Annotated in this window: 13 protein-coding genes; 10 read left to right on the top strand and 3 right to left on the bottom strand. The window is 41.7% G+C overall.

Annotated elements, in window-relative coordinates:
* Nucleotides 1–25 precede the first annotated feature (25 nt).
* The 3 genes from pcaD (at nucleotide 26) to VLA57_RS10300 (ending at nucleotide 3,945) form a co-directional block, all read left to right on the top strand.
* Nucleotides 26–808, top strand: a complete 783-nt coding sequence (pcaD, locus tag VLA57_RS10310) for a 3-oxoadipate enol-lactonase (protein WP_133104308.1) — start codon at nucleotides 26–28, stop codon at nucleotides 806–808.
* Between the two features lie 59 nt (nucleotides 809–867).
* The gene (locus VLA57_RS10305; RefSeq protein ID WP_133104307.1) at nucleotides 868–2,163 is read left to right on the top strand and encodes a M20 family metallopeptidase; all 1,296 of its coding nucleotides are present in this window, start codon (nucleotides 868–870) and stop codon (nucleotides 2,161–2,163) included.
* A gap of 417 nt (nucleotides 2,164–2,580) precedes the next feature.
* A complete protein-coding gene (locus VLA57_RS10300) occupies nucleotides 2,581–3,945 on the top strand; it encodes an aromatic acid/H+ symport family MFS transporter (protein ID WP_020443463.1) in 1,365 nt (454 codons plus the stop codon).
* A 30-nt stretch (nucleotides 3,946–3,975) separates the two neighbouring features.
* On the opposite strand, the gene VLA57_RS10295 is transcribed toward VLA57_RS10300, so the two are convergent.
* Nucleotides 3,976–4,767, bottom strand: coding sequence for an aspartate dehydrogenase (locus tag VLA57_RS10295; RefSeq protein WP_133104306.1), 792 nt, complete (start codon nucleotides 4,765–4,767; stop codon nucleotides 3,976–3,978).
* A 611-nt stretch (nucleotides 4,768–5,378) separates the two neighbouring features.
* Here VLA57_RS10295 and VLA57_RS10290 point away from each other — a divergent pair.
* The 7 genes from VLA57_RS10290 (at nucleotide 5,379) to mtnP (ending at nucleotide 10,537) form a co-directional block, all read left to right on the top strand.
* Entirely contained in the window at nucleotides 5,379–5,732 is a 354-nt protein-coding gene (locus VLA57_RS10290) for an IS630 transposase-related protein (RefSeq protein WP_133104305.1), read from the top strand.
* Entirely contained in the window at nucleotides 5,659–6,192 is a 534-nt protein-coding gene (locus VLA57_RS10285; protein ID WP_333954875.1) for an IS630 family transposase, read from the top strand. Before VLA57_RS10290 ends, VLA57_RS10285 begins: the two co-directional genes overlap by 74 nt.
* 238 nt (nucleotides 6,193–6,430) lie before the next feature.
* On the top strand, nucleotides 6,431–6,967 hold the full coding sequence (locus tag VLA57_RS10280) for a peroxiredoxin-like family protein (protein ID WP_133104303.1): 537 nt from the start codon (nucleotides 6,431–6,433) through the stop codon (nucleotides 6,965–6,967).
* A gap of 112 nt (nucleotides 6,968–7,079) precedes the next feature.
* Nucleotides 7,080–7,769, top strand: coding sequence for a glutathione S-transferase family protein (locus VLA57_RS10275; RefSeq protein ID WP_133104302.1), 690 nt, complete (start codon nucleotides 7,080–7,082; stop codon nucleotides 7,767–7,769).
* A gap of 190 nt (nucleotides 7,770–7,959) precedes the next feature.
* The gene (locus VLA57_RS10265) at nucleotides 7,960–8,871 is read left to right on the top strand and encodes a haloalkane dehalogenase (protein ID WP_020443459.1); all 912 of its coding nucleotides are present in this window, start codon (nucleotides 7,960–7,962) and stop codon (nucleotides 8,869–8,871) included.
* 251 nt (nucleotides 8,872–9,122) lie between these two features.
* The gene (locus VLA57_RS10260; protein ID WP_133104301.1) at nucleotides 9,123–9,596 is read left to right on the top strand and encodes a GFA family protein; all 474 of its coding nucleotides are present in this window, start codon (nucleotides 9,123–9,125) and stop codon (nucleotides 9,594–9,596) included.
* 47 nt (nucleotides 9,597–9,643) lie between these two features.
* The gene (gene mtnP / locus VLA57_RS10255; protein ID WP_133104300.1) at nucleotides 9,644–10,537 is read left to right on the top strand and encodes an S-methyl-5'-thioadenosine phosphorylase; all 894 of its coding nucleotides are present in this window, start codon (nucleotides 9,644–9,646) and stop codon (nucleotides 10,535–10,537) included.
* A 132-nt stretch (nucleotides 10,538–10,669) separates the two neighbouring features.
* Here the strand turns inward: mtnP and VLA57_RS10250 are convergent, their stop codons facing one another.
* The gene (locus VLA57_RS10250) at nucleotides 10,670–11,725 is read right to left on the bottom strand and encodes a methyltransferase domain-containing protein (RefSeq protein WP_020443456.1); all 1,056 of its coding nucleotides are present in this window, start codon (nucleotides 11,723–11,725) and stop codon (nucleotides 10,670–10,672) included.
* 109 nt (nucleotides 11,726–11,834) lie between these two features.
* Entirely contained in the window at nucleotides 11,835–12,458 is a 624-nt protein-coding gene (locus VLA57_RS10245; RefSeq protein WP_020443455.1) for a TIGR04282 family arsenosugar biosynthesis glycosyltransferase, read from the bottom strand.
* Between the last annotated feature and the right edge of the window lie 100 nt (nucleotides 12,459–12,558).

The following is a 12,558-nucleotide window of genomic DNA, read 5'->3' as shown; positions in this document are numbered from 1 at the left end:
TTAGTCCTAAAAAAGGATGCTTAGTATGCCCATATTTGACAACCAAGAAATTGCCCTAAACTATGCCACTTTTGGTGATAGCAGCAATCCTGCTCTGATATTTTCTAACTCTTTAGGTACCAGCTATCATATGTGGCAGCCGCAAATCGATGCCTTGCAGAATGCTTATTTTATTATCTGCTACGACACCCGTGGCCATGGTAAATCTTCTGCACCAACTGGTCGTTATAATTTGGATCAGCTTGGGCAAGACGTCATTAATTTGCTTGATTATCTGAATATTGATAAAGCATTTTTTTGTGGCATCTCTATGGGCGGTATGACTGGTCAATGGTTGGCTATTAATCATCCTGAGCGCTTCCATCACTTAATGCTATGCAATACCGCCGCGAAGATTGGTAATGAGGCGGTATGGGCAGATCGTGCACAATTGGTACGTGAGCAAGGTTTAGACCCTATCGCCACTACAGCTGCCTCGCGTTGGTTCACAGCAAGTTTTATCGATAACCATCCTGATGTAGTTAAAGCATTATCTGAAGCTCTCGCAGCTGGCAGTAGTGAGGGTTATGCCAGCTGCTGTGAGGCATTATCTGTCGCTGATACTCGCGAGCAGTTAAAAACTATCCGTGTCCCAGTCACAGTGCTTGCAGGATCTGAAGACTCAGTGACGACGGTTGCCGATGGTCAATATATGGTCGATCATATACCTAACGCTAAGCTGGCTACTATCGATGCCTCGCATATCTCGAATATTGAACAGCCTGAAGCATTCAATAAACTCGTGCGACAATATTTAAATGTTCAATAGCTCTATTGGTCACTAAAATTATCACATGAGCATATCAAAGCAATAACAAGGAAGACAGTATGAAACGATCATTATTATCATTGGTTATCGGTATTTTTGCTTTTAGCACATTTAGTGCTTATGCCAACATCAATATCGATAAAGAAGTTAAAAGTGTTGAAAAAAAGGTGATTGAATGGCGTCGGGATATTCACAAACATCCCGAATTGAGCAATAGAGAAACTCGTACTGCCGCTCTTGTTGCCAAGCATCTAAAATCACTAGGTATGCAGGTCGAAACTGATATAGCGCATACAGGTGTTGTTGGTTTTTTGAAGGGAGCTAAACCTGGCCCTACAGTGATGCTACGTGCAGACATGGACGCATTACCCGTTACCGAAAAAGCAGATGTGCCTTTTAAATCAACCATTGTGACTAAGTATATGGGTGAAGACGTTGGGGTCATGCATGCCTGCGGACACGATACTCATGTTGCTATGCTAATGGGAACGGCTGAAGTACTAGCTGCGGTTAAAAATGAATTGCACGGCAATATCATGTTTGTATTTCAGCCTGCCGAAGAAGGTGCCCCTGAAGGTGAAGAAGGCGGCGCTGAGCTCATGCTGAAGCAAGGCATATTCAAAAAACATAAACCCGAGGTCGCTTTTGGACTACATATTATGTCGAGCTTAAATAGTGGTCAAATTGGTTACCGAAGCGGCCCTATTATGGCAAGCGCTGATACCTTTGACATAACAGTAAATGGTAAGCAAACTCATGGCTCAGCGCCCTGGAATGGGGTCGATCCTATTTCAACTGCGGCGCAAATCGTTACCGGTGTCAATCATATAGTGAGCCGTCAGATTGATATTACTAAAGAGCCGGCTATTGTCTCATTCGGTAAAATAGGTGGCGGTGTACGCGATAATATTATTCCAGATAGTGTCAATATGATTGGTACTATTCGTAACTTTGATATGGATAATCGCGACCAAATTTTTGATAAGATGAAAACCACGGCCACTCATATAGCAATGGCATCAGGCGCTAAAGCTGACGTCAAAATCAATAAAGGTTATCCAGTTACGATTAATGACCCAGCCCTTACCGCGCAAATGTTACCGACGCTCAAAAACGTAGCAGGTAAAGACAATGTACTTGAGGTGCCTAAACTAACGGCATCTGAAGATTTCTCATTTTATGCCCAAGAAATACCTAGTTTATTTTTCTTTTTAGGCGGCACTCCAGTAGGACAAGACGTTAGCAAAGCGCCGTATAATCATTCCCCATACTTTTATGTAGATGAATCATCATTCAAAGTTGGTACTAAAGCGCTTAGCCAATTAGCAATAGATTATTTGGCTATGAAAAAATAACTTTCTAAAAGAGTGATATCTATTGGTATGAGCACTTGCTTAACTTAATAATTAAAGTCGTTATTTTATCTCTTACAACCGATATAATTTAATAAAAATCAAAACAGCTCATATATTTAAAAGATATATGAGCTGTTTTTTCATCTACCTCTTAAGAAGTATTCTCTCTTAGCAACAAGCGCATAAAATTCAGAAAAACAGATATCTAAAGGTTTATTAGTTGTTTAGACATTATTTTAGTAAAAATACACTTTTTTATTGAAGCTATCTACTCGTACTTGTATTTTCTAATCTGCCATAAGATCAAAAACCATACCTTATAGGTATATATTTATACTTAGATGGTTTTTGACTTGCCCAACAGAAAACAATAACTTGTTAGATAATTATAAGGATATTACCCATGGAGAAATACGAATGGAATCACCAACCTTAAACATCAATAAAGTTATTGATGAAGCCAAATTTGCTCCCTTTCATTGGAAGGTGCTATTTTGGTGTCTATTGATCATTATCTTTGATGGTTATGATCTCATCATTTATGGAGTGGCCCTACCGTTACTTATGGAAGAATGGTCATTGACCGCGGTACAAGCAGGTTTTCTTGCTAGCGCAGCACTCTTTGGCATGATGTTTGGTGCCATGATTTTTGGTACTTTGTCTGATAAAATCGGTCGAAAAAAGACCATCATGATCTGCGTCGGTCTATTCAGTAGCTTTACCTTTTTCGGTGCTTTTGCTAATGGTCCGATGCAGTTTGCAGCTTTACGATTCATTGCTGGTCTTGGTATCGGCGGCGTGATGCCGATTTGTGTGGCGCTGACCTCTGAATACGCCCCAAAGCGTATTCGTAGTACTCTAGTCGCTATTATGTTTAGTGGTTACGCGATCGGCGGTATGGCATCAGCATTATTGGGATCGTTTTTGGTGGTAGATTACGGTTGGGAGATTATGTTTTATATTGCAGGCATCCCTACCTTACTCTTACCAATCATTTGGAAAATGCTGCCTGAATCTTTGATGTATTTGGTCAAAGAAAAAAGACATGATGAAGCCAAAAAAATCGTCCGCAAACTTGCACCACAAGAGACTATCACAGCCTCTACTGACTTAATCTTAGATGAGCCAACCAAAGGCGATGACGCTCCTATCAAAGCGTTATTCCTAAAAAATAGAGGTTTTACCACCATCATGTTTTGGGTAGCTTTCTTTATGTGCTTGTTGATGGTATATGCTCTCGCCAGCTGGTTACCAAAGCTTATGATTCAAGCAGGTTACTCTCTAGGCGCTAGTATGCTGTTCTTATTTGCGCTCAATATTGGCGGTATGGTCGGTGCTATTGGTGGCGGTGTGCTAGCCGATAGATTCCATCTAAAGCCTGTCTTAACCGTTATGTTTGTCGCTGGTGCAGCCGCGTTGATATTACTTGGCTACAATAGCCCTCAAGTGGTGCTATATACCCTAATCGCGATTGCAGGTGCTACTACTATCGGCTCACAGATTCTGCTCTATACCTTTGTTGCTCAGTATTATCCGACTGCTGTACGTACGACAGCTATGGGCTGGGCATCGGGTATCGGTCGCATTGGTGCTATCGTAGGTCCTATCTTAACTGGGGCGCTACTTACACTTGAGCTAAGCCACCAAACGAACTTCTTATTTATCGCCATACCAGGAATAATTGCAGCCGTTGCTATTTTCTTCGTAAACCTTAATGCAGCCGTAGATAGTAAAAAAATTCAAGAAAAACCAGTCACTTTAGACACACCTATAGCGACCTAAATTTGATTTCGACTCTATTTTAATTATACTTTATATTTGTATAACCTGATCGATCTGGCAGCATAAACGCAAGGCACTAAATGCTGCTAGACTTGAGGTTTTAGGGTTTTCGACCAATGGCAGTCCGGCCATGCTAATCTCAAGCTTACCGAATACCCCTTTCGCCATTATATGATGAATATTGTACTCAAGCGTTGGATCAGCGATTAACTCTACGGTTGTATCATCAAGGCCAACGCCTGCAATCGCAATCGTAGCGGCAACGTTTGAATTATCGGGGAATAAAGCAGCCGCTTCTCTAGCGGTACCCGTAAAAAACACAGTAGGTTCCACTAAATTATCGTAGTCAATAAGCCGATCTGCATGGCTTCCTTTCCAGCTCGATGGGTGCTTCCTACCTTGATAAATCACATCACTGAGTCCTGCGAAACTTGCAGCGTGTATGCCATCAATTCCAGCCACTGCACCCGCTAAGATATGAATTTTCACACCATTCGCTTCTGCAGTATCAGCAAGCGATATAGCTAACTTCTCATCAGTAAAAGCGCCGACAGATACAATCCCAAGTGGGATACTCTTTTTCAATATTTTAATAGCATGTTCTTTGAGCCCATTCTGACCCGACATCTCAACCGCTAAATCAGGAGTTTCTATCAAATCGTCTACCGAAGTAATCACATTTATAGACTCGCCTAGTTCAGTTTTTATAATCTCTGCGCTTCTGTTGCTGACCAATACTGTTGAGAGGATAATGTTTTTAGGCAACATCTCATGTACTTTTCTTGCCATAGATCCATAGCCTATAAACATCACGTTTTTCATACTTACTCCTATTTATTACTTTTTATATTTCTTCGCTTAGGCTATATAGTTTTGCGCTATTTTCATTCAGCTGCCCAAATATAGGTTAAATATATTTTTTAAAGCAATGATATTAATTGATGACATACCCTAAGACAATAACAAAACACTTTTATGCTGTTATTAGCTTTATATTCAATAGTAGCCATCATTCTGACTATGTGTTGTAAACTGGGCTGCAAGTGGTACAGTAAAGAGGTGTAGGCAATAGCTTTAAGGTAATTTTTAGGATAGAAATTTTAATTCTATTCAAAGGGATTTTATTCAAAGGAGCTGAACACCAATGAGTATAACTAAACAGCCATCCATTCATATTCGTTGTGATTACGATTTAGCAAACGAATTTAAGCAAGTAGTCGAACAAAACGGATATATCAAATCAATTGTGATATATGAATTGATGCAAGATTATATTAACAACTTTAAAAAACCACAGTCTGCGATCCGAAAAGGCGGTAATGGGTGAAGTCCTAAAAAAGGGAACTGGTGAATCTACCACATTACCTTCTATAGCCAGTCTTTTATAAATAAGATACAGTACTTTTAAAATAAATGAAGTGGCAGAAGAATACATGACCTATTCAGCAGACTTCCGAGCGCAAGTGATCAAAAGTGTCAAAGAGCAAGGCATGAGTATTCGTCAAGCTTGTACTTTCTATAACATTAGCAAAACCGCATTACAGCGTTGGCTAAAAAACCCAGGTATCAAGCAAACTCGGGATAAGCCACCCAGTAAAATACCGAATGAAGCACTATTAAAAGATGTTGAACAATATCCAGACGATTATATGTACGAGCGAGCACAGCGTCTAGGCTGCAGCAAATCGGGTATTGAGATTGCCTTAAAGCGCCTTGGTATCAGTCAAAAAAAAGACCTTGGAACATCCAAAAGTATGTCCAATAAAAAGATCGATATATCAGAGTAAGCTTGATAGCTTTAAGCAGCAAGGCTATCCCATTGTGTATATGGACGAAAGTGGCTTTGAGGCGGAAACGATTCGCCCTTACGGCTATGCACCGATAGGTAAACCTTGCATTGATCGATATAACTGGCAAGCAAGAAAGCGTACTAACGTTATTGGTGCGCTCTATGAAAAAATGCTGTTTGCGCTTGATTACTTTGAGCAAAATATTAACAGCAGCATATTTTATCACTGGTGCAAACACACGTTGATCCCAAGCCTTAAGACTAAATGCGTGATTGTTATGGATAATGCTAGATTTCATAAGAACAAATGCATTCAAAAACTACTGAATAGGCATGGCCATCGTATTCTTTGGTTGCCACCTTACTGTCCCGATCTAAATCCTATCGAGAAAAAGTGGGCACAGGCAAAATTTCTACGCCAAGGCTGGATGGAGAATAATCTACCTAAACTGTTTTAGAATATGGGTTGTATCTCTTTTATTCTAGACTGACTATATTTTAAATAATGCCTGTCTTATGCGCCCATACTCTTTTACTACACACTTAATAAACTGGATATTGGCATCTGTAGATTGGAATGATTAATTAACTTGAGTGATTGCTCAAATATATCTTGAACATTTATTTTAGTCCAGTTAAGATGATCATTGCTATATAAATTACTCCTACTTATAAAACACTTCTAAAGGATAAATCATGCCATCAAATTACGCACAAAAAATTCAAGCCGGTGTCAAATTCCCCGATATAGACGTACAAATGCTAAATGGTGATATAAAGTCACTAGGTACGCCTGATAACGGTCATGACTGGAAATTGGTCGTGGTGTATCGAGGTCAACATTGTCCGATATGTACTAAATACCTCAACCAATTAGAAACCGTAAAATCGTCATTTGCTGATGCGGGTGTCGATATCATTGCAGTATCAGGTGATAGTAAAGAGCAATTAGAGAGTCATTTAGAAAAATTAGATATCGACTTCCCTATTGCCTATGGTCTGACTGTTGAGCAGATGAATACGCTAGGACTTTATATCTCAGAGCCACGTTCAGAGAAAGAGACCGATCATCCCTTTGCAGAGCCTGGTGTATTTGTGATTAATGCTGATGGAGAAATTCAAATCGTTGATATCTCCAACGCACCTTTTGCTAGACCTGAACTTGAAGCCCTTGCGAATGGTTTAGCCTTTATTCGAAAAAATGACTACCCTATTCGCGGTACGCATCGTTAGGCTCACGGTAAAAAATAATCCTTAATGACTGCATGAGTCTTTAAGGATTATTTGTATTTTTCATTGCTTTTATGATTGTCAAACTAAGACCTCCACAGGATAGGATCAGGTTATGCTCAAATTTTATTTTCATCAAACCCCAAACCCGATGAAAGTAGCTGTCTATCTCGAAGAGACTGGCTTGCCATATGAGTTGATCGCTATAGATACCTTAAAAGGCGAACAACATACCTCTGAGTATCGCGCTATTAATCCCAATGGTAAAACTCCGGCAATCGAAGATGATGGCAAACGCGTGTTTGATTCTACTGCTATCTTGATGTATCTCTCCGAAAAAACAGGGAAATTAGCCGGTAAACCAGAAGATCGTAGCGAGATGCTGTCATGGTTGATGTTTATAGCGACAGGTTTAGGACCGTTTTCTGGTCAATCCGTGCATTTTAGACATAAGGCACCAGAGAAAACGCCTTATGCTATCAATCGCTATCTTCGTGAAGCCGAACGTCATTACGAAGTGTTAGAGACCCACATGGAAGGTCGCGAGTATCTGGTTGGCGATGAGTATTCCATTGCTGATATTTCAGCTTGGGGGTGGATTGATAAAGCAACCGTAGTCTTAGGTGAGGAAGGTTTAGACAACTATCCTAATCTAAAGCGCTGGTTTGCAAATATAAGTGCTCGTCCTGCAGTCCAAAAAGCCCGAAATATTCCTAAAGGCATCGAGTTTAAGACCGAGTTTGATGATGTGGCAGCACGCGCGCTATATCCTCAAAACTTTGCTAAACCCGATAAGAATACCTAACAGCCAAAGAACGACTATCAAGTTAGAGGAATAATTGGCATAGGGTAAGAGTACGAAATATGATACTCACATGATTAAGATTGGTGACGGCGATCCATTCTCATCGGGTTTTGTGGCGATCCACCCTAACTCTAAGATTCCATCAGCTGTGTAAGAATACGCGCTCATTTACCCAACTCAAGGACGAGACATGAAAATACTCAGAACTCCCGATTCGCGTTTTGCAAACCTACCAGATTACAACTTTGACCCGCACTATCTAATGGTCGACGACAGCGAAGACAGTGAGCTGCGCGTGCATTATTTAGACGAAGGACCAAGAGACGCTGATCCAGTGTTACTGCTGCATGGGGAGCCTTCATGGTGTTATCTATATCGTAAAATGATTCCGATACTGACTGCAGCGGGACACCGCGTTATTGCGCCAGACCTCCCCGGTTTTGGGCGCTCAGACAAACCCGCGTCTCGTACTGACTATACTTACCAACGTCATGTCAACTGGATGCAATCCGTACTCGACCAATTAGATCTGAATAACATCACTCTGTTTTGTCAAGATTGGGGTGGACTGATTGGTTTGCGTTTGGTTGCAGAAAATCCAGACCGATTTGCTCGGGTAGCAGCTGGCAACACCATGCTCCCCACCGGCGACCACGATCTAGGTGAAGGTTTTCGTAAATGGCAACAATTCTCGCAGGAAATACCTCAATTTCATGTCGGAGGGACCATCAAGAGCGGTACCGTTACCAAGCTATCACAGGCGGTGATTGACGCCTACAATGCGCCATTTCCTGATGAATCCTATAAGGAGGGCGCTAGACAGTTTCCACTGCTTGTACCCTCGACGCCGGATGATCCTGCTTCAGAAAATAACCGCGCTGCATGGATTGAGCTGAGTAAATGGACAAAGCCCTTTATCACGCTGTTCAGCGATTCTGACCCAGTGACTGCTGGTGGCGATCGCATTATGCAAAAACTCATTCCCGGCACCAAAGGTCAAGCACATACGATTATTGCCAACGGCGGACATTTTCTTCAAGAAGACCAAGGTGAAAAAGTGGCTAAGCTTTTGGTCCAATTTATTTATGATAACCCGAGATAATTCATCATCACCCTAAGTTACTTGAAGTAAAAAATATAAAGAACTTTGCGCTATTTTCTATAATTTTTTGACAGCTTTTGCTTTTTGTGAGTCATGGTAAATACTTCATTAAACCACTAGTTTATCTCTGCATCTTCTTTAGCATAGATCCTATTCGATCATGATACTGAAAGCGACTACACTAATACGCTAGGATAGTGCTATATTTCAAAACAATAAATATCCACGCCCCTACTATTAAGGACCGACCAATGAGCAGAGGATTTACCCCACAAGAAGGCTCTTGCTCCTGTCATAGCAATACTTATACAATCAACAATCAGCCCATTGGACGCTTTATCTGCCACTGCACTATTTGCCAAGAATTCACCGGCCAAGCTTATAATGATGTGACGATTTTACTTAAACCCGATGTGAGTTCATTAAACCTTATCAGAACCAAATTTCGCCGTTGGAAACTCCCACCAAATATTAGCCGCGGACTTTGTACCCGTTGCAATAAACCCAGTATAGAAATGGCGTTGGGCGGCAATCTAATATTAATACCCACAACAAATTATCCTGATATGGCGGCACTACCCAAGCCAACTATGCATCTATTTTATAATCGCCGCACCAGCGATATAGAGGATGATTTGCCCAAGTACAACGGCTTTGTGCAAAGTCAGGCGATGATCTTGAAGGCGCTTGCTCAAGGTATGTATAAGAGAGTCAGTAAACGCTAGTAGTATTAACTTTGACAGACTCTACCAATTATCATTTGGAGCCCAATATGACTTCAACCGCAGTAGAAATTACGGTAAATAACGCTGCCGATATCGCTATTATCGGCGGTAGCGGTCTGTATCAAATGCAAGCTTTGACCAATAAGCGCAGCGTTAAAATTGAGACACCCTATGGTGAGCCATCTGATGACATCGTGCTCGGTGAACTTAATGGCGTCACAGTTGCATTCTTAACGCGACATGGTCAAGGACACAGGTTAACCCCCTCTGAGGTGCCTTATCGTGCCAACATCTATGCCTTAAAGACTTTAGGCGTACGCTATATCGTCTCAGTATCAGCGGTTGGCTCATTGCAAGAGAAGCTGAGACCATTAGATATGGTCATTCCCGATCAAATGATTGATATGACCAAGCAGAGAGCAAGCACGTTCTTCGGAGATGGTGCGGTCGCCCATGTGTCAATGGCTGACCCTTTATGCCCTGAAGTAGCAGACATCTTGATGCGAGCTTATGGCAAAGCAAATATTGCCGATGGGCAGTGCCACGCAAAAGCCACCTATGTCTGTATCGAAGGACCTCAGTTTTCAACTCGCGCAGAATCACACTGGTATCGGCAGATGCAAGCGGATATTATCGGCATGACCAATATGCCAGAAGCTAAACTCGCTCGCGAAGCCAGTATCGCCTATGCAACGTTAGCGCTAGTGACAGATTTTGATTGTTGGCATCCAAATGAGCAAGCCGTCAGTGCAGATTATGCCATACAAAATCTAATGAAAAATGCAGACAACGCGCAGCAAGTCATTAAGCAAGCTGTGGCATTAATTGCATCCGAACAGCCGAAATCAATCGCTCATACTGCTTTGACCCAAGCATTAGTCACGCCTGTTGAAGCGATGAGCGCAGAGACTAAGACAAGACTTGCAGCATTACTTCCGTAGAGGTTAAAACCTTAGACATTTATAATGTTTTTTCATATAAAAGAGGCCCTCAAATAGTTTGAGGACCACTTTTATTTTTGGCAGCCAGCTTTTTGGAGAGATAGCTTTTTCAACATCATACAGGTCTTACTGTTAGCAACAGCTTCCTGAATTAACAAACGGCCCAGACACTATGTCCGCTTGATGACCAAACGGTAGGATATCACCACAACCTGCAAAAATACCATAGTGGCGACTATCATCGCCAATAAAATCAAAATGCTTAGCAAAGCGTGACTCTTTTAGCATACGAAAAGTATTACCACAGACAGGGAAAACGCGGCCTGTCTCAATCGTATGATGTTTATCTAAATTAAAATGATGCGGTAGCTGGTCAATGGTTCCGTGATAAATGACTGCTTGACCGTGGTCTTCACAAGCATCTTCCAGCGTGGCAATCTTGAATAATCGATAAGTAGCGGAAAAAAACTGAATATCGCCAATCTTAGCAGCAAGTAGCGGATCGGTGATTTCAAGCGGACGATCTTCAACCAAACGCGGGTCTAAAAAATCAGCATGTCGCGCTAAGCGCTCAAAATCCTTCCAGTATAAGGCACCACTTAAACACTCTCCATAAAGGACAGGATCATTGACTAAATGCTGCGGGATACGGCGGTCTGCATAGACATCAGAGAAATAAAACTCACCGCCAGGCTTGAGCAAACGCTGCACACTGGCCATCACCGCTGCTTTATCAGGTGAAAGGTTAATAACACAATTTGAGACAATGATATCGAAGCTATCAGGGTCTAAATTGAGCTCATCTAGCTTTTCGATGTAGCCCTTGAGAAAAGTCACATTGTCGTAGCCAAATTTATCCACATGATAATTTTGATGCTGCTTTGCAATGGCTAGTTGTTCATCTGTCATGTCGACACCGACCACATGACCTGTACGTCCAACCAATTGTGCTAATGCATAGACATCACGGCCCGAACCGCAGCCCAAATCTAGGATACGGCAGCCTTCAAGTAGCGCTGGGCAGACCAAGCCACAACCATAATATCGACTTAGAACCTCATCATGAATATTCGCTAACAAAGGCTTTAACCAACTTGGCATATTGCTAATATCACAGCATGCTGACGTTTTTAAATCCTCAGTACTTTGTAGCTGCTTGCCATAATAATCTTGAACGACCTCATGCATAATAACTTCCTTGTTAATAATAAAACGGCTTAATCAACCTTATTCAGCACCCTATATCAGAGTCATCCTAAAGATAAGAAATATGAATCATATTTAAAGAACCAGCTAATCAAGAGCCTATTTTTTCAAGCCAACCTACGGGCAAATGTTTTAAATCTGTAGGCTCATCAATGTCATGCAGTGGGTCTAATAACGCCAATGTCCAACCCAATGCTGCAATACGTTGTCGAGTCACCGCCGCTACGCTGGCAGTACTCCACTCGATATCCGAAAATAAACTGGCATCAGCTTGCTTAAATCCTAGGAGCACGTAACCACCATCTGAGGCAGGAATCATGACCGTATCAGACTGCTCTAATTGATGCACTGCATCTTGAATACGTAATGGCGTTAAACTTGGACAATCCGTACCAATCAATACCACCTGTTTAAATTTGTATAAACCTTGCTGGCTAGCAGCTAACATGCGTAAGCCTAAGTCATCATTTGCTTGCGCTGACCACTGCAATGACTCAGGTAAACCAAGCGTCTGCCAACATAAATCAGTTGGCGCTGGACTCACGCACAGCTCGACGCTCAATCCGGTTGCTAGTGCCTGCTCAACGCTATGCAATAACAGCTGTTTTGCTATAAGTGATGCACCCTCAAGACCAAGCGCAGGCTGCAAACGTGTCTTTGCCATACCACGAGCGGGGAACTTAGCGAAGATAATAATAAGCGTGTCTGTTTGCATAGCATCTCTTGGCATAAGTATTTGAATTTTTATTATTACAAGTTGAAATGGTTTGAGCGCACTCTAGGACTCTTTACTGCTAATAAGGGCAATTGTTAGC

The sequence above is a fragment of the Psychrobacter sp. S4(2024) genome, from assembly GCF_036861305.1.
GTDB lineage: Bacteria > Pseudomonadota > Gammaproteobacteria > Pseudomonadales > Moraxellaceae > Psychrobacter > Psychrobacter cryohalolentis.
Note: the sequence above shows the minus strand (reverse complement) of the source record. Positions and strands in the feature narration are given on the sequence as shown.

Coding starts and splice junctions, on each gene's coding strand:
- pcaD (WP_133104308.1), top strand. CDS start 26: ATGCCCATATTTGACAACCAAGAAATTGCCCTAAACTATGCCACTTTT.
- VLA57_RS10305 (WP_133104307.1), top strand. CDS start 868: ATGAAACGATCATTATTATCATTGGTTATCGGTATTTTTGCTTTTAGC.
- VLA57_RS10300 (WP_020443463.1), top strand. CDS start 2,581: ATGGAATCACCAACCTTAAACATCAATAAAGTTATTGATGAAGCCAAA.
- VLA57_RS10295 (WP_133104306.1), bottom strand. CDS start 4,767: ATGAAAAACGTGATGTTTATAGGCTATGGATCTATGGCAAGAAAAGTA.
- VLA57_RS10290 (WP_133104305.1), top strand. CDS start 5,379: ATGACCTATTCAGCAGACTTCCGAGCGCAAGTGATCAAAAGTGTCAAA.
- VLA57_RS10280 (WP_133104303.1), top strand. CDS start 6,431: ATGCCATCAAATTACGCACAAAAAATTCAAGCCGGTGTCAAATTCCCC.
- VLA57_RS10275 (WP_133104302.1), top strand. CDS start 7,080: ATGCTCAAATTTTATTTTCATCAAACCCCAAACCCGATGAAAGTAGCT.
- VLA57_RS10265 (WP_020443459.1), top strand. CDS start 7,960: ATGAAAATACTCAGAACTCCCGATTCGCGTTTTGCAAACCTACCAGAT.
- VLA57_RS10260 (WP_133104301.1), top strand. CDS start 9,123: ATGAGCAGAGGATTTACCCCACAAGAAGGCTCTTGCTCCTGTCATAGC.
- mtnP (WP_133104300.1), top strand. CDS start 9,644: ATGACTTCAACCGCAGTAGAAATTACGGTAAATAACGCTGCCGATATC.
- VLA57_RS10250 (WP_020443456.1), bottom strand. CDS start 11,725: ATGCATGAGGTCGTTCAAGATTATTATGGCAAGCAGCTACAAAGTACT.
- VLA57_RS10245 (WP_020443455.1), bottom strand. CDS start 12,458: ATGCAAACAGACACGCTTATTATTATCTTCGCTAAGTTCCCCGCTCGT.